Source organism: Qipengyuania proteolytica (assembly GCF_019711565.1).
GTDB classification, from domain to species: Bacteria; Pseudomonadota; Alphaproteobacteria; order Sphingomonadales; family Sphingomonadaceae; genus Qipengyuania; species Qipengyuania proteolytica.
Window position 1 is genome coordinate 427,328 of sequence record NZ_JAIGNN010000001.1, and the last position, 22,977, is coordinate 450,304.

General features: G+C 65.5%; 30 protein-coding genes. 17 read left to right on the top strand and 13 right to left on the bottom strand.

The genetic code is table 11. The features are described from left to right. Positions 1–95: 95 nt before the first annotated feature. Entirely contained in the window at positions 96–539 is a 444-nt protein-coding gene (locus K3172_RS02035) for a CopD family protein (protein ID WP_221586800.1), read from the bottom strand. A 33-nt stretch (positions 540–572) separates the two neighbouring features. After that, positions 573–1,598 (bottom strand): uroporphyrinogen decarboxylase, encoded by a 1,026-nt coding sequence (gene hemE, locus K3172_RS02040; RefSeq protein WP_221586801.1) that lies wholly within the window; start codon positions 1,596–1,598, stop codon positions 573–575. A gap of 282 nt (positions 1,599–1,880) precedes the next feature. Between hemE and K3172_RS02045 the strand changes: the two genes are divergently transcribed. From K3172_RS02045 to K3172_RS02080, 9 genes are all read left to right on the top strand, one after another. Beyond that, a complete protein-coding gene (locus K3172_RS02045; protein ID WP_221586802.1) occupies positions 1,881–2,759 on the top strand; it encodes a pyruvate, water dikinase regulatory protein in 879 nt (292 codons plus the stop codon). After that, positions 2,756–3,352, top strand: a complete 597-nt coding sequence (locus tag K3172_RS15440) for a Maf family protein (RefSeq protein WP_247717904.1) — start codon at positions 2,756–2,758, stop codon at positions 3,350–3,352. The genes K3172_RS02045 and K3172_RS15440 overlap by 4 nt, the downstream gene beginning before the upstream one ends. After that, on the top strand, positions 3,349–4,203 hold the full coding sequence (gene aroE / locus K3172_RS02050; RefSeq protein ID WP_345725573.1) for a shikimate dehydrogenase: 855 nt from the start codon (positions 3,349–3,351) through the stop codon (positions 4,201–4,203). The genes K3172_RS15440 and aroE overlap by 4 nt, the downstream gene beginning before the upstream one ends. Next, positions 4,200–4,805, top strand: a complete 606-nt coding sequence (gene coaE / locus K3172_RS02055; RefSeq protein WP_221586804.1) for a dephospho-CoA kinase — start codon at positions 4,200–4,202, stop codon at positions 4,803–4,805. The genes aroE and coaE overlap by 4 nt, the downstream gene beginning before the upstream one ends. A 50-nt stretch (positions 4,806–4,855) precedes the next feature. Continuing rightward, positions 4,856–5,551, top strand: a complete 696-nt coding sequence (gene dnaQ, locus K3172_RS02060) for a DNA polymerase III subunit epsilon (protein ID WP_221586805.1) — start codon at positions 4,856–4,858, stop codon at positions 5,549–5,551. Between the two features lie 70 nt (positions 5,552–5,621). Then, entirely contained in the window at positions 5,622–6,194 is a 573-nt protein-coding gene (hpf, locus tag K3172_RS02065; protein ID WP_221586806.1) for a ribosome hibernation-promoting factor, HPF/YfiA family, read from the top strand. A 9-nt stretch (positions 6,195–6,203) separates the two neighbouring features. Then, positions 6,204–6,671 (top strand): PaaI family thioesterase, encoded by a 468-nt coding sequence (locus tag K3172_RS02070; RefSeq protein ID WP_221586807.1) that lies wholly within the window; start codon positions 6,204–6,206, stop codon positions 6,669–6,671. Between the two features lie 5 nt (positions 6,672–6,676). Continuing rightward, a complete protein-coding gene (locus tag K3172_RS02075) occupies positions 6,677–7,012 on the top strand; it encodes a DUF1491 family protein (protein WP_221586808.1) in 336 nt (111 codons plus the stop codon). A gap of 199 nt (positions 7,013–7,211) precedes the next feature. Beyond that, complete coding sequence (locus K3172_RS02080; RefSeq protein WP_221586809.1) at positions 7,212–7,868, top strand: cell wall hydrolase; 657 nt, start codon at positions 7,212–7,214, stop codon at positions 7,866–7,868. A gap of 61 nt (positions 7,869–7,929) precedes the next feature. Here K3172_RS02080 and xth read toward each other — a convergent pair whose 3' ends face one another. The 3 genes from xth to K3172_RS02095 are packed head-to-tail and all read right to left on the bottom strand — an operon-like array spanning position 7,930 to position 9,543. Continuing rightward, positions 7,930–8,715, bottom strand: coding sequence for an exodeoxyribonuclease III (xth, locus tag K3172_RS02085; RefSeq protein ID WP_221586810.1), 786 nt, complete (start codon positions 8,713–8,715; stop codon positions 7,930–7,932). Between the two features lie 38 nt (positions 8,716–8,753). Further along, positions 8,754–9,083 (bottom strand): HesB/IscA family protein, encoded by a 330-nt coding sequence (locus K3172_RS02090; protein ID WP_221586811.1) that lies wholly within the window; start codon positions 9,081–9,083, stop codon positions 8,754–8,756. A gap of 31 nt (positions 9,084–9,114) precedes the next feature. Next, positions 9,115–9,543: a CBS domain-containing protein gene (locus K3172_RS02095; RefSeq protein WP_221586812.1), complete on the bottom strand. Its 429-nt coding sequence runs from the start codon at positions 9,541–9,543 to the stop codon at positions 9,115–9,117. A gap of 113 nt (positions 9,544–9,656) precedes the next feature. On the opposite strand from K3172_RS02095, the gene K3172_RS02100 reads away from it, so the two are divergent. After that, entirely contained in the window at positions 9,657–9,947 is a 291-nt protein-coding gene (locus tag K3172_RS02100; protein ID WP_221586813.1) for a hypothetical protein, read from the top strand. On the opposite strand, the gene K3172_RS02105 is transcribed toward K3172_RS02100, so the two are convergent. From K3172_RS02105 to K3172_RS02125, 5 genes are all read right to left on the bottom strand, one after another. Continuing rightward, on the bottom strand, positions 9,944–10,318 hold the full coding sequence (locus K3172_RS02105) for a (2Fe-2S) ferredoxin domain-containing protein (RefSeq protein WP_221586814.1): 375 nt from the start codon (positions 10,316–10,318) through the stop codon (positions 9,944–9,946). The two genes, K3172_RS02100 and K3172_RS02105, sit on opposite strands and share 4 nt — an antisense overlap. After that, on the bottom strand, positions 10,315–12,444 hold the full coding sequence (locus K3172_RS02110) for an alpha/beta hydrolase family protein (RefSeq protein ID WP_221586815.1): 2,130 nt from the start codon (positions 12,442–12,444) through the stop codon (positions 10,315–10,317). Before K3172_RS02110 ends, K3172_RS02105 begins: the two co-directional genes overlap by 4 nt. Before the next feature lie 45 nt (positions 12,445–12,489). Continuing rightward, positions 12,490–12,939: a DUF2497 domain-containing protein gene (locus K3172_RS02115; RefSeq protein ID WP_221586816.1), complete on the bottom strand. Its 450-nt coding sequence runs from the start codon at positions 12,937–12,939 to the stop codon at positions 12,490–12,492. Positions 12,940–13,003: 64 nt separating this feature from the next. Further along, entirely contained in the window at positions 13,004–14,473 is a 1,470-nt protein-coding gene (locus K3172_RS02120) for a TolC family outer membrane protein (protein ID WP_221586817.1), read from the bottom strand. Then, positions 14,474–15,073: a protein-L-isoaspartate O-methyltransferase family protein gene (locus tag K3172_RS02125; RefSeq protein ID WP_247717905.1), complete on the bottom strand. Its 600-nt coding sequence runs from the start codon at positions 15,071–15,073 to the stop codon at positions 14,474–14,476. Between the two features lie 153 nt (positions 15,074–15,226). Between K3172_RS02125 and K3172_RS02130 the strand changes: the two genes are divergently transcribed. From K3172_RS02130 to K3172_RS02140, 3 genes are all read left to right on the top strand, one after another. Next, positions 15,227–16,744, top strand: coding sequence for a fumarate hydratase (locus tag K3172_RS02130; protein WP_221588955.1), 1,518 nt, complete (start codon positions 15,227–15,229; stop codon positions 16,742–16,744). Positions 16,745–16,843: 99 nt separating this feature from the next. Then, positions 16,844–18,073, top strand: a complete 1,230-nt coding sequence (locus K3172_RS02135; RefSeq protein WP_221586818.1) for a sensor histidine kinase — start codon at positions 16,844–16,846, stop codon at positions 18,071–18,073. Beyond that, entirely contained in the window at positions 18,066–18,815 is a 750-nt protein-coding gene (locus K3172_RS02140) for a LytR/AlgR family response regulator transcription factor (protein WP_221586819.1), read from the top strand. The genes K3172_RS02135 and K3172_RS02140 overlap by 8 nt, the downstream gene beginning before the upstream one ends. 166 nt (positions 18,816–18,981) lie before the next feature. Here K3172_RS02140 and K3172_RS02145 read toward each other — a convergent pair whose 3' ends face one another. After that, positions 18,982–19,284 (bottom strand): UrcA family protein, encoded by a 303-nt coding sequence (locus K3172_RS02145; protein WP_221586820.1) that lies wholly within the window; start codon positions 19,282–19,284, stop codon positions 18,982–18,984. Between the two features lie 202 nt (positions 19,285–19,486). Between K3172_RS02145 and K3172_RS02150 the strand changes: the two genes are divergently transcribed. The 4 genes from K3172_RS02150 to K3172_RS02165 all read left to right on the top strand — a co-directional run bounded on the left by K3172_RS02150 (position 19,487) and on the right by K3172_RS02165 (position 21,763). Next, positions 19,487–19,753: a hypothetical protein gene (locus K3172_RS02150; RefSeq protein ID WP_221586821.1), complete on the top strand. Its 267-nt coding sequence runs from the start codon at positions 19,487–19,489 to the stop codon at positions 19,751–19,753. A 37-nt stretch (positions 19,754–19,790) separates the two neighbouring features. After that, positions 19,791–20,648: a diacylglycerol/lipid kinase family protein gene (locus K3172_RS02155; RefSeq protein WP_221586822.1), complete on the top strand. Its 858-nt coding sequence runs from the start codon at positions 19,791–19,793 to the stop codon at positions 20,646–20,648. Further along, a complete protein-coding gene (locus K3172_RS02160; RefSeq protein WP_221586823.1) occupies positions 20,638–21,498 on the top strand; it encodes a metallophosphoesterase family protein in 861 nt (286 codons plus the stop codon). The genes K3172_RS02155 and K3172_RS02160 overlap by 11 nt, the downstream gene beginning before the upstream one ends. A 67-nt stretch (positions 21,499–21,565) precedes the next feature. Then, positions 21,566–21,763 (top strand): hypothetical protein, encoded by a 198-nt coding sequence (locus tag K3172_RS02165; protein WP_221586824.1) that lies wholly within the window; start codon positions 21,566–21,568, stop codon positions 21,761–21,763. Between the two features lie 93 nt (positions 21,764–21,856). Here K3172_RS02165 and rpsI read toward each other — a convergent pair whose 3' ends face one another. Then, positions 21,857–22,381, bottom strand: a complete 525-nt coding sequence (rpsI, locus tag K3172_RS02170) for a 30S ribosomal protein S9 (RefSeq protein WP_247718007.1) — start codon at positions 22,379–22,381, stop codon at positions 21,857–21,859. Continuing rightward, positions 22,381–22,860 (bottom strand): 50S ribosomal protein L13, encoded by a 480-nt coding sequence (gene rplM, locus K3172_RS02175; protein ID WP_221586825.1) that lies wholly within the window; start codon positions 22,858–22,860, stop codon positions 22,381–22,383. The genes rpsI and rplM overlap by 1 nt, the downstream gene beginning before the upstream one ends. Positions 22,861–22,977: the final 117 nt, after the last annotated feature.

Below are 22,977 nucleotides of genomic sequence, written 5' to 3' on the forward strand. Positions count from 1 at the left end.
AAACTGGGTTTCAATTACGGTCGCGGCGAAGAGCCGTCAATTCACAAAGCGATGGGTCGTTGTCCCGTCACCCCCGACGGGCCTTATCGCAAGCCTCAGAAGGGTTTGACGACGACCAGCACGACAATGACGGCCAGCGCGATACCGGGAAATTCGCCCCAGATGCGCAGCTGCTTTTCGGTCAGCGGACGCTCGCCCGCGATCATCTTCTTCGACTGGACGACCATGTAACCATGGAAGCCGGTGAGGGCGACCACGACCAGCAGTTTGGCATGGAACCAGCCCTGGTCCCAAGCGCCGATGGTCCATGCGAGAGCCAGGCCGAGCACCCAGACGACGATCAGGCTGGGGGTGAGGATTATCTTGCGCAGCAGGCCGGTGCGCTTTTCCCACAGCGCCGCCTCGTCCGAACCGGCCGCGGCGGGATGCAGGTAGATCATCTGGCGCGGCAGCATGAATAGGCCGGCCATCCAGAAGGTCATGAAAATGATGTGTCCGGCCTTGAGCCAATAATAGGTCATGGCGAGGATATCCTGCATCGCGCCGCTATGTAGGGATTGCCCGGGCCCACGTCACCCCTCGAAACCGCGCACGGTCTCGATCAGGCGGTGGACATGCTCGATCGGCGTGCGCCGGTCGATGCCGTGGCCGAGATTGAAGACATGGGGACGGTCCGCGAAGGTGTCGAGGATCGTGCGGATGCGCTTTTCAAGCTCCGCGCTTCCCGCCAGCAGCAGCAGCGGATCGAGATTGCCCTGCACCGCCATGCCGGCGGGCAGCTCGCGCGCGACCCATGCGGGATCGAGCGTTTCGTCGACGCCCACCGCCTTGACCCCGGTCTCGCGCGCATAGGCGGGCAGTTTCTCGCCGGCACCCTTGGGGAAGCCGATCACCGGCGTATCCGGATGCCGTTCGCGGATCGCCGCGGTGATGGCTGCATTGGGCGCGATGACCCAGCGCTCGAACTCGTCAGGTGCGAGGCTGCCCGCCCAACTGTCGAACAGCTGCACCGCTTCGGCCCCGGCCTCGATCTGGCCGGAGAGGTATTCGACCGTCTGCGCAACGATAGCATCGATGATCGCCTGCAATGCGCCCGGATCGCGATAGGCCAGCGCACGCGCATCGTGCTGGTCGCGGCTGCCCTCGCCCGCCACCATGTAGGTCGCGACCGTCCAGGGGCTGCCTGCAAAGCCCAGCATCGTCACGCCTTCGGGCAGGCGCTCGCGGCAGAGGCGCACCGTCTGGTAGATGTGCTCGTAGCGCGAAGGATCGGACGTGAGGCTGTCCAGCGTCGCATCGATCAGCGTCGGCGACAGCTTCGGACCTTCGCCCGCCAGGAACTCGAGATGCTGGCCCATCGCATGCGGCACGATCAGGATGTCGGAGAACAGGATCGCCCCGTCGAAGCCGAAGCGGTCGATCGGCTGCAGCGTGATCTCGCAGGCCGCCTCGCTGTCATAGGCCATGTCGAGAAAGCCGCCCTTCTCTTCCCGCAGTGCGCGGTATTCGGGCAGGTAGCGGCCCGCCTGGCGCATGAGCCACATGGGCACGCGCACCCCGCGTTTTCCGTTCAGCGTATCGAGGAGGAGACCGGGCATCGGAGAGTCCAATCCAATATATAAGTATTATTTAGAAGAGTTGATGGAGTCTGTTGGCCCTGTGGATTTCAGGGATAACCCGTCCCTGCCCGAATTCTCCCGCAAAGCAAAGGGTAAGCGGAGATCGCGACTCGCGGCTTGGCTTGAGTCGAGTCAAACTTATCCCTGCTGTCCCCAGCCTGTCCAAAACCCGGCCAGCCTGTGCGGGAATCGCCTGCCGAAGGACTCGTATCGGGGAGGCAATTTGCTCCCGAACTTGTCGGCAGCTTTCTCCCGTGGTTTATGCGAGCGGTTCTCCACAGGGTGCCGGAGCGTCCCATCTCAACTCGAATCCATCTTCACCTGCTGTCCGATTCAACCGGCGAAACGCTCGAAATGCTGGCCAAGGCCGCGCTCGCGCAGTTCGAGGATGCGGACGTCATGCGTCACTTCTGGCCGATGGTGCGCAGCAGGCAACATCTCGAGCGGATTATCCCCGAGCTCAAGGCCAATCCCGGCCTCGTGCTGTTCACGCTGGTCAATCCCGAAACCCGCGCGCGGCTGGAAGAGGTCTGTGCACAGCAGGGCGTGCCCGCCGTGCCGATCCTCGACCATGTCACCGCCGCGCTCGAGAAGGCGCTGGGGCAGGAAGCGCATGGCCGCCCGGGCCGCCAGCACGCGATGGACAAGGCCTATTTCGAGCGGGTCGAGGCGATCCAGTTCACCATCGCACATGACGACGGGGTCGGCTGGGAGAACTGGGAGGAGGCCGACATCGTGCTCGCGGGTGTCTCGCGCAGCTCGAAGACGCCCACCAGCATCTATCTCGCCAATCGCGGCTACAAGGTCGCGAATATCCCGCTGGTGGTCGAAAGCCCGCCGCCGCCCGCGCTCTACAAGCTCAGGAATCCCATGGTGATCGGCCTGACGACCGCGCCCGAGCGGCTGGTCCAGATCCGCCGCAACCGCCTGCTCAGCCTCAACGAGCAGGCACAAACCGACTATGCCGACCAGGAAAAGGTCAAGAACGAGGTCGCCTTTGCGCGGCGCATGTTCGCCGACAACGGCTGGGCGGTGATCGACGTGACGCGCCGTTCGATCGAGGAGACCGCGGCGGCGGTGATCCGGCTCTATAACGAGCGCGAGATGCGCGGGACGACGCAGGGGGCAAAACCGATATGAGCGCACTTGCCGGAAGCGGGATCGTGCTCGCCTCCAACAGCGCCTCGCGCAAGGCCATGCTGGACGCGGCAGGTGTGGTTTTCGCCGCGCAGGCGGCCGATCTCGACGAGCGGGCGCTCGAGGCCGAGATGGCCGATGCCGAGCCTGCTGAAATCGCACAGGCACTGGCTGCTGCGAAGGCGGCCGCAGTGAAGGCGGACGGAATCGTGCTCGGCTCGGATTCGCTGGTCGAGGTCGATGGGCGCCGCTTCGACAAGCCGCAATCGCGCGAGCAGGCTGCCGAACACCTCCGCTTCTTCTCGGGAAGGGTGATGACGCTGCACAGCGCGGCGGCGCTGGCACGCGACAAGCAGATTATCTGGGTCGGCTCCGATTTCGCGCGGCTGCGCGTGCGCGACCTCAGCGAGGCATTCATCGCGGCCTATCTCGATGCCGAATGGCCCGCAGTCTCCTATTGCGTCGGCGTCTTCCGCATCGAAGGCCCCGGCGTGCAGCTGTTCGAGAGCATCATGGGCGACCAGTTCACCGTGCTTGGCATGCCGCTGCTGCAGGTGCTCGAGGCCCTCCGCGAGGAAGGCGTGCTGCCCGCGTGACAGTCTATGCCGAAGTCATCGGCGATCCGATCGCCCAGTCGAAATCGCCGGCGATCCACGGTTTCTGGATCGAGAAGCTCGGGCTCGACGCGGAGTATCGCGCGCATCATGTCGCTGCCGACCAGCTCGCGGCCTATTGCGACGCGCGGCGGGCAGATCCCGATTGGCGCGGCTGCAACGTCACCATGCCGCACAAGCAGGCGATCATGCCGCTGCTCGACCGGCTCGAGCCGCTCGCGAAGCGGGTGGGCGCGGTCAATACCGTGGTGAAGGCGAGCGACGGCAAACTGGTCGGGCGCAACACCGATGTCGCGGGCTTCCTCGAGCCACTGCGCCTCCGGCTGGGGGAAACCCATTACTTCCGGATGGCACGCATCCTAGGGACCGGCGGCGCGGCGCGCGCCATCGTGGCCGGACTGGCGGGCGAGGGCTTCACGCTCGTGCTCGCCGGACGGAACCCGGACAAGGCCCGCGCCCTGCTCGACGAGCTCGATTCCGGCGGCGAACACCATGTCGCCCCGCTCGATCATTTTGCCGATGCGAGCGATTTCCCCTTCGACGATCGCGAGGGCTGCTGCGACCTTGTGGTCAACGCCTCCCCGCTCGGCATGCGCGGCCAGCCGCCGCTCGCCTTCGACTGGAGCCACGCCCCGCCGGGCTCGATCGCCTACGATATCGTCACCGATCCGGTGCAGACCGCGTTCCTGAAGAATGCGCGCGAAGCCGGCTTCGCGACCATCGACGGCCTCGCCATGCTCATCGGGCAGGCGGCCGCGGCCTTCACCCATTTCTTCGGCGTCGAACCGCCGCGCAAAGACGATGCCGAACTGCGCGAAAGGCTTGCCGGATGACGCGGCCCCTTATCATCGGCCTCACCGGCTCCATCGGCATGGGCAAGTCGACCGTCGCCGCCATGTTCGAGGCCGCCGGCGTGCCGGTGTTCGATGCCGATGCCGAAGTGCGCGCCATGCAGGGGCCGGGCGGCGAACTCGTGCCGCAGATCGAGGCGGCCTTTCCAGGGAGCACCGGTCCGGACGGCGTGAAGCGCGACGATCTCGGCGCGCAGGTGTTCGGCGACAAGGATGCCCTCGCCCGGCTCGAGTCGATCGTCCATCCGGCGGTGGCCCGCAAGCGGGAGGCTTTCCTGATCGAACATGCGGGTGCGCCGATGGTGGTGTTCGACATCCCGCTCCTGTTCGAGAAAGGCGGTGCTCAGGCGGTCGACCGGGTGGTGGTCGTTTCCGCCCCAGCGGAGGCCCAGCGTCGGCGCGTGCTCGCCCGCCCCGGCATGACCGAGGAAAAGTTCGCCCACATCCTTTCGCTCCAGGTGCCCGACATCGACAAGCGCGCACGGGCCGATCACATCATCGATACCGGCACCTCGATCGAGGAAACCGAAACCGAGGTGATCGATCTCATCGCACAGCTCAAACGGATACGCATTGGCCGCTAGCCGCGAGTGACCCCTTGAAATCGGCGCGAACGAGGCCGATAGGATAGCTAATGCGCGAGATCGTGTTCGATACCGAAACCACCGGCCTAGACCCCAAGACAGGGGACCGGATGGTGGAGATCGGATGTGTGGAGATGGTCAATCTCGTTCCCACCGGCGCAACCTATCACGCCTACTTCAATCCCGAACGCGACATGCCCGCCGGCGCGGAAGCGGTGCACGGCCTGTCCGCCGCATTCCTCTCGGACAAGCCGCTGTTCGCGGATCTCGCCGAGGAGTTCCTCGCCTTCATCGGCGATGCGCCGCTGGTGGCGCACAACGCCGGCTTCGACTTCGGCTTCCTCAATTCCGAGCTGACGCTCTGCGGGCGTGATCCGGTCTGCACCAGCCGCATGGTCGATACAGTGGCCCTCGCGCGCAAGCGGCACCCGGGCGCGAAACTCTCGCTCGATGCGCTGTGCTCGCGCTACGGGATCGATCGCAGCCACCGTGTGAAGCACGGCGCGCTGCTCGATGCCGAACTGCTGGCGCAGGTCTATGTAGAGCTCAAGGGCGGGCGCCAGATCGGCCTCGAACTCGCCGCCGAAGCTACGGGCACGATCGAGGTGCAGGCGGAAGTCGCGGTGGTGGTGCGCCCCGCACCCGACCGACCGCGTCGCGAACCGCGCCCGCATGCACCGACCGAAGAGGAGCTTGCGCGACACAGGGAATTCATGGCCGGGATCGAGAACCCGCTTTGGGGATAGATCAAGGCCGTGCACCGGCAGACGGGGCCGGATGGGATCGGAACGGGCACGACAGAGGAGAACGACAACAATGGATATCCGCGTCTCTGGCCACCAGATCGACACCGGTGCGGCTTTGCAGGAGCATGTCGGCGATCGCATGAACGCGATCGTCGAAAAGCACTTCAACCGCGCCATCTCCTCGCATGTGACTTTCGGGAAGGCACCCGCCGGGGCCTTCACTGCGGATATCGTCACGCATGTGATGCAAGGGCTGATCCTCAAGGGGCATGCCGAGGCGCATGACGTGCACCAGGCCTTCGACCAGGCGGCCGGCAAGATCGAGAAGCAGCTGCGGCGCTACAAGCGCCGCATCCAGGACCGGCACGAACAGACTGCGCACGCCATGCGCGAGGAAGAGGCTGCCTATACCATCCTCGCCGCGCCCGACATGGATGACGAGGAAGAGGTGACCGTCGACAGCCCGCCCGTCATCGCCGAAACGCGCGCGATCATCCCCGAATGCAGTGTCGCCGACGCAGTGATGATGCTCGATCTCCAGAACGCCAACGCGCTGCTGTTCAAGAATGCGGGCAGCGAGCAGCACAACATGGTCTATCGCCGTCACGACGGGTCGATCGGCTGGGTCGAGCCGCGCGCCTGAGGGCTGGTCATGGCGGATGGGGCGGCAAGCAGCGGGGCCGGGCGGCATTATCGTGCGCTGGAGAGTCTTTACGCCTCTGCGCCGGTCAATGCCCTGTTCGCCTCGCAGCTCGCCATCGTCGGTGAGGGGGCGGCAAGGATCACCTTCGATGTGACCGAAGAGGTCTTCCACGCAGCCGGTGCGGCGCATGGGACGATCTATTTCAAGATGCTCGACGACGCGGCATTCTATGCCGCGAACACCTTCGTTACCGACCGCTTCCTGCTCACCACCTCGTTCAACCTGCACTTCACCAAACCGGTGCGGGAGGGGAAGGTCGTGGCCGAGGGCAAGTGGGTCAGCGGTCGCAAGCGTGTATTCGTGGCCGAATCGCGGTTGGTCGATGCCGAAGGCGACGAGATCGGTCGCGGCACGGGCACGTTCATGCGCTCGCGCATCGCGCTGTCCAGCCTGCCCGGCTATCTTGCCGGCGGCTGAGCCCGATGGACGGTCGCCTTCCCGCGCATCTCGAAGTCGGGGGAATCGTCCGCGCGGTCGAATCCGCGGGGGGCTTTGCGGCGATCGTGCAGCGCGGCGACAGAGATGCCGGCAACATCCTGATATTAACCATGGAGCGTGGCAAGAATGCCGCTTTGTGGGAGCGGATAGCGCAAATGGATGGTTCGCGCAGGTTCGTCCTAAGCCGGGCACAAGACACGGAAAATCCTAAGGAATTTGACGAATATGTCGCCAGAAGGGGCCGTGCGGACCCGGATTGCTGGATCGTCGAACTGGACGTCTCCGATGCGGAACGCTTCGTCGATTCCGGGGAACCTTAACTTGACTTGGTTTCGTTTGCGACTATTTGGCCGCGGAACTTCGATGCGTAGGCGGCCTGCTCCGGCAATGGGGTCGGTAGGCTAGCACGCAGACGGGGGATGGCCGGCAGGCCCGTAACGGATCCGGTATTACGACGCATAGCAACGCGCGTGGATCCCAGCCTGCGACAGACCGTCAACCGCTTAGTCCTCTGAGAACATGGTCCGCAAGTTTACCGGTTTCACCGCGGTTGTCGCGGCGATTGCCCTTACCACGCTGGCTGGAGCGGAAAGTTCTGGCGCAAACGCCCAGGTTGCGGCGCAAGCAACCGAAGTCGCCGCCCAAGTTGCCCCGCTCACCCAAGAGGTTGTGCCGGTTTTCGTCGAGAAAGAGGTGGTGCAGGAGCTTCCCGAGGAAGCCGAACCCGAGATTCCCGTGGTCGACGAAGCCCAGCGCGCCCAGAGCCTGCGCGAGCTCGTCGCTGCGATGCCCGCTACGGGCGAATTGTCAGAAGAACTGCAGTGCCTGGCCGGCGCGATCTATTTCGAATCGCGCGGCGAACCGCTTGCGGGGCAGCTGGCCGTGGCCCAGGTGATCGTCAATCGCGCCGAAGATCGCCGCTTTCCCTCGAGCTATTGCGGCGTCGTCTACCAGCGTTCGCAGTTCTCGTTCGTGAAGGGTGGGTCGATGCCGCGTATCCGTACGGGCTCGGTAGCATGGACGAATGCCAAGGCTATTGCCCGCATCGCCCACCGTGGCCTGTGGGATAGCGAAGCTGGCGACGCGCTCTATTTCCATGCGAAATACGTGCGCCCGAGCTGGAGCCGCAAGAAGGTCGCCACCGCGACCATCGACACGCATATTTTCTACCGCTGACCGGGCGGAACAGGATGCGGGAAGGGCTGTCGCGTGAGCGGCGGCCCTTTTTGCGTGCGCCTCAGTCGCGCAATTCGACCCAGACCGGCGCATGGTCGCTGGCCTTCTCGCGCCCACGGTATTCCTTGTCGACGCCAGCCGCGACCATCCGGTCGGCCGTCTCCGGCGAGAGCAGCAGGTGATCGATGCGGAAGCCATGGTCGCGCTGCCAGGCGCCCGCCTGGTAATCCCAATAGGTCCATACCCCGCCACGCGGATTGAGCGTGTCGATTGCGTCGGTCCAGCCATCGGCGAGCATACGGCGATAGGCATCGCGCGATTCGGGTTGCATAAGCGCATCGTCGGCCATGGCCTTGACCGCCCAGACATCCTTGTCTTCGGGGATCACGTTGAAGTCGCCGAGCACGACGGCGGGGACTTCCTCCGCCCATACAGCAGCCATCCGCGCGCGCAGTTTCTCCATCCAGGCGAGCTTGTAAGCGAATTTGGGTCCGGGATGCGGATTGCCGTTGGGCAGGTAGAGATTGCACATCCGTACGCCGTTCACGTCGGCCTCGAGATAGCGGGCCTGTTCGCCCTCGCCGTCATTGGGCCCATCGATACCGAGCCCTCGCCGGATCTCGACCGGTTGCACACCGTCGGCGAGGATCGCGACCCCGTTGAAGCTCTTCTGCCCGTGCCAGATGGCGTGATAGCCGATTTTTTCGAACTCCTCGGCCGGGAAGCCTTCGTCCATCGTCTTGATTTCCTGCAGGCAGGCGACGGTCGGTCGGGTTTCCTTGAGCCATTCGAGCAGCCGCGGCAAGCGGGCCCTGATGCCGTTGATGTTGAAGCTGGCGATGCGCATGCCAGGCGTGATGCCCGAAAGCCGCGCGCGGGTCTAACCTAAATCCCGAAGCTCGAACCGCAGCCGCAGCCGGCGGCGGCCTGGGGGTTCTCTACCTTGAAGGCTGCGCCTCCAAGCGATTCGACGAAATCCACGATGCTACCTGCCACCAGATCGAGGCTCACCGCATCGACCACCAGCTTCACGCCGCCGGTCTCGCTGACCGAATCGTCGCCGTCGGGCGCTTCGGCCAGGCCGAACTTGTACTGGAAGCCCGAACAGCCGCCACCTTCGACCGACAGGCGCAGGATCGCGGGCTTGGCCTGCTTGGCGGCAATATCGGCGACGCGCTTGGCGGCGGCTTCGGTCAGGGTGGGCGTCGCGGTCATGGCTGTCATGTAGGGAGCGCGCGCGGCAGGCTCAAGCGTGCGTGATATACTCGCGCATCGCTTCGGCTTCGTGCTCGATCTGGTCGAGGCGCGCCTTCACGAGGTCGCCGATCGAAATGAAGCCGCACATCGTGTCGCCCTCGACCACGGGAAGGTGGCGGATGCGCCGCCGGGTCATGAGCGCCAGAGCCTCGAGGACGCTGGCCGACCGTTCGACGGTGATCGGCGGCGACGTCATTACCTCGCCCACCTTGCGCGCCAGGCAGGCGTCCCCCTCGCTGGCGAGCCGGTAGATGACATCGCGCTCGGAGAAGATACCGGCGACCTTGCCGCCTTCCATGATCGGCAGTGCCCCGATGCGCTTCGAGGCCAGCAGGCCGATCGCATCGCGGACCGGCGTATCGACCGTGCACGACACGATATCCGAACTGGTCCGACCATCGATCAACCTGGCGATCATTGCGCTTCTCCTCGCTTGTTATGCGCGGGAGAATGCCACTTTCGCGCAGGAAATGCGAATCCGCGCTGTGGGTACCGTTGAATCTACCGCGCGGAGCGGCCAGATGGGCGGCGATGGCGAAGAAGTCCCCTCTCGACGATCCCGCGCAGGCCGCCTTCGCCTGGGCGCGGTTCCGCCGGATCATGCGTTTCATGTTCCTGCTTACGGCGGGGGTCGTGGCCGTCTCGCTCGCGCTGCTGTGGAAGTTCGGCAGCGAAGCGGTTTCGATCCACTACTACATCGCCGCGGCGCTGGGCATCGGCTTCACCATGCTGCTAGCGAGCGCGCTGATGGGCCTGGTTTTCCTCTCGTCGGGAACCGGCCATGACGAGGCGATCGAAGACCCGCTGGCCGACGAAGATTAGTCCGCCGGCCTCAACCGATATTCCTCGACCGGCACGCCACCGATCAGATGGCGCTGAATGATCGCTTCAAGCACCTGTTCGTCGCACGAATGGTACCAGACGTTGTCGGGCCAGACGACCGCGATGGGGCCCGCCTCGCAAACCTGCAGGCAATCGGCCTTGGTCCGCTGGACCGTCCCGCCGGGGCCGACCAGCTTCAGCTCTTTCATCCGCCGCTTGAGGTAGTTCCAGGCAGCCTTGCCGTCCTCGCGCTTGCAGCACTTCTGCTTTTCCGACACCGCGCACAGGAAGATCTGCCGCTCGACCGTGGCGCCCCCGATCTTGGCAAGTGCCTTCTCCGCCTTGCGAATGTCCTTCGGTTTCGCGCTCATTCTGCCGGCTTCAGCCAGCGTTCGAGCCAGGCGAAGACGGTGTTGTGCCATTGCAGCGAATTTTTCGGCTTGAGCACCCAGTGGTTCTCGTCCGGGAAGACGAGCAGTTGGCTCGGAATGCCCTTCTCCTGCAGCACGGTAAAGCTGGCGATGCCCTGCGTGTAAGGTACGCGGTAGTCCTTCATGCCCGTGATCACCAGCATTGGCGTTTTCCAAGCATCGACGTGGTTTGCCGGGTTCCACTTCTCGTAGTTTTCCGGTCTGTCGATGTAGCCCCCTCCGAAGTCCCAGCGCGGAAACCACAGTTCCTCGGTCGTGTAGTAGAAACTGCGCATGTCGAAGAGGCCGTCGTGCTGGACGAGGCAATCGAAGCGGTCGGGCCATTTGCCGGCGATCCAGTTCATCATGTAGCCGCCATAGCTCGCCCCCATGGCGCAGGCCCGGGTGCCGTCGATCTGGGTGTCGAATTCGAGTGCTGCGGCAAGGCCCTTTTGCAGGTCCTCGAGGGGTTTGCCGCCCCAATCCTGGTTGATCGCGTCCGTAAACGCCTGGCCGTATCCGGTGGAGCCATGGAAATCGACCGAGATCACGGCATAGCCCTGGCTGGCGACGACCCGCGGGTTCCACCGGCTCGACCAGCCATCGTTGAATGAACCCTGCGGACCGCCGTGGACATAGAGGATGGCGGGCAGCTTGCCCTGCACACCCTCGGGCTTGGTGATCTGGCCCCATACCGTATCGCCATTCGCGCCGGCAAAGCTGAAGCGCTGCACCACGACCGGGGCGAGCGCGCCCATCCGGGTCATGGCGACGTCCGTCAGCGGCTTGGCCTGCCCCCAGTTGCGCGCAAGGTAAAGCTCGGCCGATGCCCCGATCGAATCGCGCGTGAAGACCAGATCGCCGCCATGCAGGAGCACGACATTGCCGATATGCGCCTCGTTGCCGGCCATCAGGTCGAGCCGTTCGATCTTGCCATTGCGCGGGTCGATGCGGAAGGCGGGCGTGTCGAGCACGTCTTGCGCCGTTCCCACCAGCCAGCGACCGTCCGGCGTCCAGGCCAGAGACCCGAAGCTGCGGTCGAAACCCTCGGTCAGTGCGGTGGTCTTGCCAGTCCGCAGGTCGCGCAACATGACGACCTGCCGATCGGCTTCGTAGGTCGGTCGCTCCATCGCGACGTAGGCGAGATAGCGTCCGTCGGGCGAGGGGGCGGGCAAGGCGTCGAGTGCCTCGTTCGCCATGGTGAGATTGACAGGCGGCTTGCCCGAGAAATCGCTGAACCAGATGTCGAGGTTGGTCGAATAAGGTTCGCCCTTGTCGGCTTCGCGGGCGGTGAAATAGACGCCCTTGCCATCGGGTGCGAGCGCGACGTCCTCGTTGCCGCCGAAGGGCATGGTCGGCGTATCGCCGCTCGGACCGCCGGCGCCCACCGGCCCGTCGAGCGCCACGGCCTCGCCGGCTGCGCTCCCGTTGTCGAGCGCAAGCGCAAAGACGCGGCTGAAGGTGCCGGGGGTTTCCCACTGATCCCAATGACGGACGAAACCGCGGTCGCCCTCGAACAGCATTCCGGTGCCCGGGCCGGGTGCGAAAGGCTTGGCGCTGTCGTCGCAAGCAAGCGCCGTGCATGTGCGCGGAAGCTCGGTCCAGATGACGACGCGCTTGCCATCGTCCGAAACCTGGAAGCCGTTCACTGCACGCGCAAGGTTCGTGACCTGGCTCTTTTCCGTGACGCTGCCGTCGATGCCGATCCGGGCACGCCAGACCTGACTGGTGGCGGAATCGCCTCCCTCGGCAGCATCGGCCAGATAATAGAGCCAGCCGTCGCCGCCGAAGCGGGCATCGGCGCCCTCGAGATCCAGCGCGACCGGCATTGCCTCCATGTCGTTCAGCAGCCGCATGTGCAGCTTGGATGTGCGCGCGTAGCTCTCGGGATCGGTCGTGGTGACGGCAAACACTGCCATCCGGCCGGAAGGATCGACGCTCGGCGCGCCAAGGCGCGGCATCGTGACGAGATCCTCGGCGCTCATCGGCGCACGGCTATGATCAACGCCGTTGTGGGCGAAAAGCGGCGAGGCGAAGAGCGCGAAGGCGCTGGCGAGCGGGAATGCGGCCCGGTTGCGTGCTGTCATGAGCCGTGGCTTAGGCGCGCCCGGCGATAAAGTTAAGCTGTTAGATCAACTCCGCTTGCCCGCAATCCGCGCGATCTCGGCCTTCACCATGTCCTCGACCATGCCGGGCAGGTTCTCGTCCAGCCATTGCGCCAGCATCGGCCGCAGCATCTCGCGCACCAGCCCTTCGAGCGATGTTTCGCCCGAACGCACGATCTGCGGCTGCTTGCCCGGCTGGGCGAGCATCGCGAGGGCTTCGAAATTCTGGCGCATCGCCTCGCGCGTGTCGCCGCGCGTCAGGGCGTCGGCCCCGTCGTCTTCCCGCGCGTCGTCCGCGACCGCGAAGCCGGCGTCGAGCTCGAGCACTTCTTCCGCTTCTTCCTCGTCGACGGGTTCCGGGGTCGGCACGATCTTGCGACGCCGTTCGGCAATCATCCCTTCGCGATTGTCGCGCGCGATCACCTTCTTGATCGAATCGAGAATCTCTTCGACCGACGGTTCGCCTGAGTTCTGCATTCGTCCCTTCCCCCTGTCCCGAATCGGGAATTGCGATTCGCCTTATGGGGTGTGGATAACCGAATCAGGAAGCGGAATCATCCTCTTCCGGGATTTCCGCGGTCGGAGCCGGGACGGTCACGGTGCTGGTGGCGGCGGCGGAAGGTTCGGGATCGCGGTCCCAGTCCCACACCTTGTAGCGCACGCGATCGTAATTCGTGGCGGGATCGTAAAGCAACCCTTCGCCCACGAGGTTGAGATCGCGCGCTTCGGCGCGGCCCATCGCTGCGAGCAGGGAAAAGCCGGCGACATATGCATTGCGGCGGGCGGTCACGAGCTGGACCTGCGCGGAGAGCAATTCCTGTTCGGCGTTGAGCACGTCGAGGATGGTCCGGTTGCCGATGGAGTTTTCGGCGCGCACGCCCTCGAGGCTCAGTTCGGCGGCCTGCACCGCAACCTGGCTGCTTTCGATCACCGCGAGCGAGGCCTGCCAGCTCGACCAGGCGGCGCGAACATTGGCGATGGCGAGCCGCTCGGCAGCGATGACCTGTTCGAGGGCGGCGGTTTCGCGCGCCTGCGCCTGCCTTTGGCGGGCGGCGGGAAGGCCGCCCTGGAAGATGGGGATGCTGACCTGCACGCCGGCATTCAGGGTCGTCTCGCGCTGGGCGATCCCGCCGGCGCCACCGGCGAGCGTGTCGAAATAGTTGGCGTACTGGCCATTGCCGAACAGCGACACCGTCGGGAGGCGACCGGAACCTGCGGCGCTGGTGTCGAACCCGGCCGCGCTTGCGCGCTCCTTGGCGGCGATCAGGTCGGGATTATTTTCGAGCGCGACGTCGACCGCGGTCGACACATCCTCCGGCAGTCCGGGAAGAGCGGGCGGCGACTGGAGGTTCTCGGGCGCTTCGCCGACGAGGCGAATATACGCTTCGCGAGCATTGATCAGATTGGCCTGCGCATTGCGAAGGTCGCCCTGCGCGACAGCCAGGCGCGACTGCGACTGGGCGATATCGGTACGGGTTACGTCGCCGATCTCGAACCGGTCGCTGGTAGCCTGGAGGTTGACGCCGAGGACCTGGACCTGGTTGGCCCGGAGGCCGACGACGGCCTGGTTCAGCAGGACGTCCATATAGGCTGCGACCACCTGGCTGAAGAGCGCGCTTTCGGTTGCGCGCAGGTCGGCCTGCCCGGCAGCCACCCGCTCTTCCGCGGCCTTTACGCCATTCTTGATCGCGCCTCCTTGATAAACGGGCACGATCAATTGCGGGCTGAGCTGCAGCACGCGGTCGGGCGCGGTGAAGCTGTTTGGCGAGTTCTTGATGAACTCGGTGTAGCGCGCAGTCGCATTCACGCTGGGAATGCCCTGCGCCTCGAGGATGACCACCGCCTCGTCGGTCGCCCGCTGGTTGGCGCGGGCGGCGAGCAGGGTGGGGTTGTTGACGTAGGCCGCGGTCAGTGCCTCCTGCAGCGTGTCAGCTGCCGCCGGCTGGGCCAGGGCGAGCGCGTAGAGCGCCGATCCGCCGGCGAGCGTCTTCAGGAAGGCAGTGGGACTCATTCAGAAACTCCAGCTGGCCGGCCGGTCGAATTGTGCGAGGCGCGGCACGCCGATTTCGGCAAGCGGCAGCAGGGCCAGCGACCCGGCTGCCTTGCGGCCGGTGGCGAGGCGGGTCACGCCGCGCTCGACCATGCCGGTCACGATGCGTCCGCCCTCGGCGACCAGCTTGGCGAGGCCCGCCGGGATATGTTCGACGGCCCCGTCGATCAGGACGAGGCTGAAGGCGCCTTTCTTCTTGCCGCCAGCGACGTCTTCGGGGCTCATCACGCGGACCGAGCCCACGAGCGGCTCGACCAGCGCGGCCAGGTACCCGCTGCCACCGTCGATCACGAGCACCTCGTCCGATGCGGTCGGCTGCGCTTCGGAGAGCATCATGCCGTGGAACAGGGGGGCGGGAAGGACCTTGCCGTCGCCAAGCCGGATCGCACGATCGCTATAGGCAACGCTGCGCATGGCCTCGGGCACGAAATCCTCGCGTGCGACAGTGCCCATGCGCTCGAGCACGAAGCTCTCATTGACGCCGCTGGTGCGCAGCTGGCTGTCGAGCATGGCCTTGCGGGCGGCGGCGAAATCGGTCGAAGGGGCGATGGTGGTGGTCATGGCGGTTGCTGTATTACTCTAATAACACGCTGGGTCAAGCAGGCTTGCTTTAGGCGCAAGCGTTCTTGTGTCCAAGCGCTTTGACCGATGGCCGCAAACGCGCCTATCGGGGAGCGCAATTCTGCAACATGGGAATATCCGGCGATGAGCGACATGACCGTCATCAGCGAAGACGACCTGATCGAGAGCGTGGCCGACGCGCTCCAGTATATCTCCTATTACCACCCGATGGATTACATCCGCGCCTTGGGCAAAGCCTACGAGGCGGAGAAAGGCCCGGCCGCGAAGGACGCGATCGCGCAGATCCTGACCAATAGCCGTATGTGCGCCGAGGGGCACCGGCCGATCTGCCAGGATACCGGCATCGTCAACGTCTTCGTGAAATGGGGCATGAATTGCCGCCTCGCGAGCGACCGCTCGCTGCAGGAAGTCGTCGATGAAGGCGTGCGCCGCGCCTACAACCATCCCGACAACAAGCTGCGCGCCTCGATCCTCGCCGATCCGGCCTTCACCCGCCGGAACACGCGCGACAATACGCCTTCGGTCCTCTCGGTCGAGATGGTGCCGGGCGACACGGTCAGCATCGACGTCGCGGCGAAGGGTGGCGGGAGCGAGAACAAGTCCAAGTTCAAGATGATGAACCCAAGCGACAATATCGTCGACTGGGTGATCGAACAGATACCATCGATGGGTGCGGGCTGGTGCCCGCCGGGGATGCTCGGCATCGGGATCGGCGGTACGGCAGAGCATTGCATGAAGCTCGCCAAGCTCAGCCTGATGGACCCGATCGACATGGGCCAGCTCAAGCAGCGCGGCGCGCAGACCGATATCGAGCAGCTGCGGATCGATATTTTCGATGCGGTCAACGCGATGGGTGTCGGCGCGCAGGGCCTGGGCGGGCTGTCGACCGTGCTCGACGTGAAGATCCTCGATGCGCCCTGCCATGCGGCGGGCAAGCCGGTGGCGATGATTCCCAACTGCGCCGCGACGCGGCACGCGCATTTCACGCTCGACGGGTCGGGCCCGGCCTATCTCGAACCGCCGAAGCTAGACGAGTATCCGCAGGTCACGTGGAAGCCCGATGCGGCGGCCAAACGTGTGAACCTGGATGCACTGACGCCGGCGGAGGTTGCGAGCTGGAACCATGGCGACCGCCTGCTGCTGTCCGGCAAGATGCTCACCGGTCGCGACGCGGCGCACAAGCGGATCCACGACATGATGGAGCGCGGCGAGGAGCTGCCGGTCGATTTCAGGGGCCGCGCGATCTACTACGTCGGCCCCGTCGATCCGGTGATGGGCGAGGTCGTCGGCCCGGCCGGTCCGACCACAGCGACGCGGATGGACAAGTTCACCGAGATGATGCTCGACCTCGGCCTGCTCGCCATGATCGGCAAGGCCGAGCGGGGGCACAATGCGGTCGAGGTGATCAGCAAGTTCAAGGTCGCCTATCTTATGGCGACCGGCGGCGCGGCCTATCTGGTCAGCCGCGCGATCAAAGGCGCGAAGGTCGTCGCCTTCGAGGATCTCGGCATGGAGGCGATCTACGAATTCGAGGTCGAGGACATGCCGGTTACGGTCGCCGTGGATGCCGCGGGCAACAATGTCCACACGCTCGCGCCGGCCGAATGGCGTCGCCGTATCGCCGAAGGGGATTTCGCGCCCGCCGAATAGCATTCCGCTCGACCAACGTGTGAACGGTCTCGACCGCGGCGCTGGCTTTCCGCGCCGCGAGCGGCCACATCACGGCATGGTTTGCAGCATGAACGCCAGATGAATTCGACGACGCCCCACCTTCCCGCCCGAACCGTGCTCGGCTCGATCCTCGGCGTGTGGGTGATCTATTTCGCCCTTACCACGATCCGCGGCGAACTGTCCGGCTTCGGCCTCGAATGGGAAATGCTGTGGCGGCGCGGCGTGGTCTGCCTCGTCGGCGTTGCCGCGACGGTGGGCATGTGGCTCGTCCTTCGCTTGTTCGACCGGCGATCGCTTGCGATCAAGGTGACGGTGGCGGCGCTGGTCTCGATGCCGGCCGCGCTAGTCATCGCGCAGACCAACCAGTGGATGTTCCTCCCTCTCCAGGGCCAGATCGAGCAGAAGATCGGGGAAGAGCGCGGCATTTCGATCCGCCGCGACGAATCGGGCAACCTGCTGGTCGACGTCCCGCGCGCGCCGATCGAGCGGGATGTCGACGAGGCGGAGGCGGCCGAACCGCAAACCGTCGAACCGGCAACCGAAAGCGTCCTGATCTCGCCCGCGCCCACGGCTATGGACCGCTGGCGCATGACCTTCGACATCGCGCTCGGCCGGTACTTCCTGCTGCTTGCCTGGGCGGCGCTCTATATCGCGATCCAGGCCCGCGCACAGGCGCTCGCGGCCGAACGCGAGGGCGAGCGTTTCCGCAGCGCCGCCAAGGCCGCCGAACTGCGCTCGCTGCGTTATCAGGTGAATCCGCATTTCCTGTTCAACACGTTGAACTCGCTCTCGGCGCTGGTGATGACCGGCAAGGCCGACCGCGCCGAGCAGATGATCCAGACCATCTCGCGCTTCTATCGCCACAGTCTTGCCGACGATTCCACCGGCGATGTGACGCTGGCCGACGAGATCGACCTGCAGGAACACTATCTGGAGATCGAGGCGGTCCGTTTCCCCGAGCGGTTGCGGGTCAAGGTCGATCTCCCGGACGAACTCGCGCATTACAAGGTGCCGGGCATGATCCTGCAGCCGCTGGTCGAGAATTCGGTCAAATACGGCGTCTCGGCGAGCGCGAAGCCGGTGACGGTTTCGATCGTCGCGCGCGAGGAGTATGGTCGGCTGGTCCTGACAGTCAGCGACGACGGTCCAGGGACACCGGCGGGTCATGGCGGCGGTTTCGGCATCGGCCTCGCCAATGTGCGCGACCGGCTAGAAGCACGCTTCGGCAACGAGGCGACCGTGACGTCCGGCCCGGCCCTCCAGGGCTACGAAACCGAACTCAGACTACCGATGGTGAAGCATGGCTGACGAAACCCCGGAAAAGCTTCGCACCCTCATCGTCGACGACGAGCCGCTGGCGGTCGAGCGGATGCAGGTGATCTGCGCCAAGATGGACGACCTCGCCGTCGTCGGCACGGCCAGCGACGGCGCGCAGGCGCTCCGCCTGATCGAAGCCCTGACGCCCGATCTCGTGCTGCTCGATATGACCATGCCCGAGGTCGACGGCCTGTCGGTCGCCAAGGCTATGGCCAAGGAAGACAAGCGCCCGGCCATCGTCTTCGTGACCGCGCATGACAATTATGCGGTCGAGGCCTTCGATCTCGACGCCGTCGATTACGTCCTGAAGCCGGTCAAGCCCGAGCGGCTCGAACGCGCGATCAAGCGCGCGATGGCCCGGCAGGGCGATAGCGAACGCGAGGACAGCCGCTGGCTCGAGGAGCTCTGGATACCGCATCGGTCGGAACTGATCCGCATTGCGACCAGCGAAGTGAGCCGCATCGATGCGGAGCGGGACTACGTGCGCCTGCATGTCGGCGAGGGCGACGACGCCCGCACCTATCTGCTGTTGCAGACGATTGCCGGCCTCGAAAAGCGGCTCGATCCCGCCAGGTTCATCCGCATCCACCGCTCCACCATCCTGCGCAAGGACCGGATCACCGGGCTCCGGCACGACGGGCTCGGAGTGTGGTCGGTCGAAATGGGCGACGAGGAAGCATTACGGATCGGGCGCACCTACCTCCCCAAGGTCAAGGCCATGGCGGGGCGCTGAGGCGCCGTTCCCGCCTGTCCCGACGGGCTTCTTATCCTGCACCACAAGAAGACGGCCCCGACCGGGGGACTGCATCCGGTCGGGGCCTAAGGCTTGGGCCGTGCTGGGGGTAACAGCCGCCCGTCATGCGCTGCTCTGGGGCAGCTATGGTCTTGTGCGGCGGGCGTCAGCCGCCCAGCGCCGAGGCTTCGATGGCCGCGGCTACGCGGTCCTGGGCATTGGCGCGTGCCCGGTCGAAACAGGCGCGCGCTTTCGGATCGGGAATGCGGGTTCCGCTGCGCACGGCGTGGTATCCGCAGACTTCGCGTGCGGCATTGTCGATCCGGCGGTCGAGCCGCTTCTGCCCTTCGGGCGAAGCGAGGTTGAGGTCGGCATAGCTGACATGGACGGACTGGGCGTCCTGCGCGAGGGTGGGGGCGGCGGTCATCGCCAGGCCAGCGGCTGCAAGGGCTGCGAATGGGGTTTTCATGGGCGTTCTCCGGTTTGCGGAGGGTCCCGGAAGTTTGGGGGACTGGGGTGGGGGAGGACCCTCCGCAGTCCCTGTATTACCCAGCTACAACTGTAATCGCACGGCGGAATCGACGGACGTTGCGGTTCTTGGACGGGCGCCATCGGATGGCCGACGAACGGCGATTGGCAATCGGCGGGCGTCGAGCCTATGCCTTTTGTCGATGGTCCTCGCTCTGCTCTTCGTCTGCGGCGTGCTCAACTTCGCGCTCGGGAAGGCGATGCTCGAGAGCAAGCACCCGATTCTCGACAGCCTTCCCCCGGCCCTGCGTCGCAACGGGGGGCGCATGTCGCTCGGGTTCGAATTCGCGATCCTGCTGGCGGCGATGGTGCTGGCGGCCAACGGCTGGCCCGCCGCCATCTGGCTTTATGGCGGCTATACCGCGATCAACGGCCTGTTCTGCTGGCTCCTGATCGACGGCCGGCTCTGAACGGGAACCGGATTGGAGCGACGAGCGCTCTTGGATCATGACCACAGATCGAAAGAGCATCCTCATCGCCAATGCGCGCAGCGGCAGTAACAGCGATGCTGCTCTGCAGGCGCTCTGCCAGTGCCTGGGCGAGCATGGCATCGGTCACGACCGCCTGCTCGATATCTCAAGCGAAGGCCCTCCCGCCGCCGCCGAACTTGAGGCGGAAAAGGTCGGTCGGGTGATCGTCTTCGCCGGCGACGGTACGGTCAACGCCGTCGTGAACGGGCTAGCCGGCTGGGGCGGCGAGATCCTCGTCCTGCCCGGCGGCACGATGAACCTCCTGAGCGTCCGGTTGCATGGGGACGCGGTGCGGGAAGACGAGATCGTCGCTCGCGTCGCGCGGGGTGCGTATCGCTTGGTGCGGCCAGAGGTCGCCAGTTGCAGCGCCGGCAAAGCCCTCGCCGGGCTGCTTGCCGGACCCGGGACGGCCTGGGCCGATGTCCGGGAGGCCATGCGCGATGTCGATGTGCTCCGATTCGCGACGGGAGCAGGGGAAGCGGTTTCGCGCACCGCGTCTGGGGCCCGCGTCCGCTTCGGCGAACCCGGGCTGGGCCGTGACGACGGCTATCCGCTCGTCGAGATCACACCGGGTACGCGCGGCCTCCAGATCGACGCCTATAGCGCCGACAAGGCTGCCGATTACCTCCAGCACAGCTGGGCGCTGCTGCGCCGCAGCTTCCGCGAGGGCCCGCACGAGCGCTTGGGGCTGCTCGACCGGTTCGAGCTGGTCAATTGCGAGAGCGAGCCGATCGAAGTGCTGATCGACGGGGAGCCGGCGACCCTCGGCCCGCGAGCCGAATTCGAGGTGGCCCGCTGCGCGGTCGATCTGCTAGCGACCGGCCATGGCTTCTGAATCCCGGCGCATCTTCCATCTGTCCGACATCCATTTCGGCCTCGAGAACAACCGCGCGCTCGATTGGGTGAAGCAGGAAATCGCCGACCAGCAACCCGACGCCGTCGCAATTACCGGCGATCTGACGATGCGCGCGCGCCAGCGCGAGTTCGATGCGGCCACGCGCTGGATCAATTCGCTCGCTGCGCCGGTGACGGTCGAGGTGGGCAATCACGACATGCCCTATTTCAATCCGCTGGAGCGCTTCTTCGCGCCTTATCGGCGGTTTCGCGGCATGGCGGAAAAGGTAGAACGCGAACTGGACCTGGGCTGCCTCGCGATCGTACCGCTGAAAACCGCCGTGCGGGCCCAGCCACGGCTCAACTGGTCCAAGGGCTGGGTGACCGATGCCGCGCTGGAGAAATGCCTTGCGGCGATCGACTCCCTTCCCGCCGGTCGCCGGGCGCTGGTCGCCGTCCACCACCCGCTGCGCGAAGTCGGGACCGAGGGCACTGCCCTGACCAAGCACGGGGAAAAGGCGCTACGCGAACTGGCCAGGCGGCCCGTCGAAGCGGTCTTGTCCGGCCATGTCCACGACGCGTTCGACATCATGGAGCAGACGCCGGAGGGGCCGGTGCGCATGATCGGCGCAGGCACGCTGTCCAAACGCACCCGCTCGACCCCGCCCAGCTTCAACGAAATCCTGTGGGACGGCGAAGCGCTCTCGGTCACCGTGCGCAACCTCGAAGATGTCGAGACACGCGACATGCAGATCGACGACGTTCCCGAAAATGCCCTTCCGCCGCGCCACCCCGGCGAGCCGGTCGCGCCGGTGCGCCAGATCCCGCGGGTCGATCCGCCGGTCCATTAACGAAACCCCTAAAGCTCGCTGAAACCGGATCCCTGCATCCTTCCCTAGGCACAAGCTGGAGGTGGCAATGGAATTCGTGAAGGCCGTACCGCTCGGTGCGATCCTGTCCGGCGTGATCTCGCTGGTGATCGGCTCGCAAGGTGCGCGCGGAGGGCAGATGGCCATTCACATGGCCGAACTCGCCGATTATTCCTTCTACTGGTCCTGGCCGGTGTTCTTCGCGGGAACGGGCCTCGCCTGGGGCATCATGCTGCTCCAGCGCTGAGTGCCTTGCCGGACATAGCCGCGCCCCAACGGAAAAGGGCGGCCCCTCGCGGGACCGCCCTTCCTCGGTGACCGAATAGCTCGGTAATCCGGATTAGCGCTTCGAGAACTGGAAGCTGCGGCGTGCCTTGGCGCGGCCGTACTTCTTGCGCTCGACCACGCGGCTGTCGCGGGTGAGGAAGCCGGCAGCCTTGACGGTGCTGCGCAGCGCCGGCTCGTACTTCGTCAGCGCCTGCGCGATGCCGTGCTTCACCGCACCGGCCTGGCCCGAGAGGCCGCCGCCCTTGACGGTGGCGACAACGTCGTACTGGCCCTGGCGTTCGGTGATGGTGAACGGCTGGTCGATGACCAGGCGCAGCGTCGGACGCGCGAAGTAGACTTCCTGGTCGCGGCCGTTGACGATCACCTTGCCGGTGCCCGGCTTGAGCCAGACGCGAGCGGTCGCGTCCTTGCGGCGGCCGGTGGCGTAGGCGCGGCCCTGGGCGTCGAGTTCCTGCTCGCGCAGGGGCACGTCGGCCTTGGCGGCGATATCCGCGGCGTCACCCTGCGGAGCGTCGGCGGCGATGTCCTTCAGATCGGCGAGATCGGTGACGGTGTCGGTCTTGGTTTCGTCAGCCATCATGCAACAGCCTTGTTCTTGCGGTTCATAGAGGCAACGTCGAGCGTTTCGGGCTTCTGGCCGTCATAGGGATGCTCGGTGCCGGCAAAGACGTGCAGCGCGCGCATCTGCGCACGGCCGAGGGGGCCGCGCGGGATCATGCGCTCGACGGCCTTTTCGAGCACGCGCTCGGGGAAGCGGCCGCCCAGCACCTTGGCGGGGGTCGTTTCCTTGATGCCGCCGGCCCAGCCGGTGTGCTTGTAGTAGACCTTGTCGGTCATCTTCTTGCCGGTGAACTTCACCTTGTCGGCATTGATGATGATGACGTGGTCGCCGCAATCGACGTGCGGGGTGTAGCTCGGCTTGTGCTTGCCGCGCAGGTGGTTGGCGACGATCGCCGCGAGGCGGCCGACGACGAGGCCTTCGGCGTCGACGATGTGCCACTTCTTTTCGACCTCGGCCGGCTTGACCGACCGGGTCACCTTGGTGAGAGCCTTCATGGCTGAGTTCCGTGTCCTAGTGTTGATGCCGCGTTCGACGCGGCGTCCATTCGGCGAATCCGGCCAAGCCAAACCCGCGAAGCGACGCGCAAATGGCGTTCTATCCGCCGCTAGTCA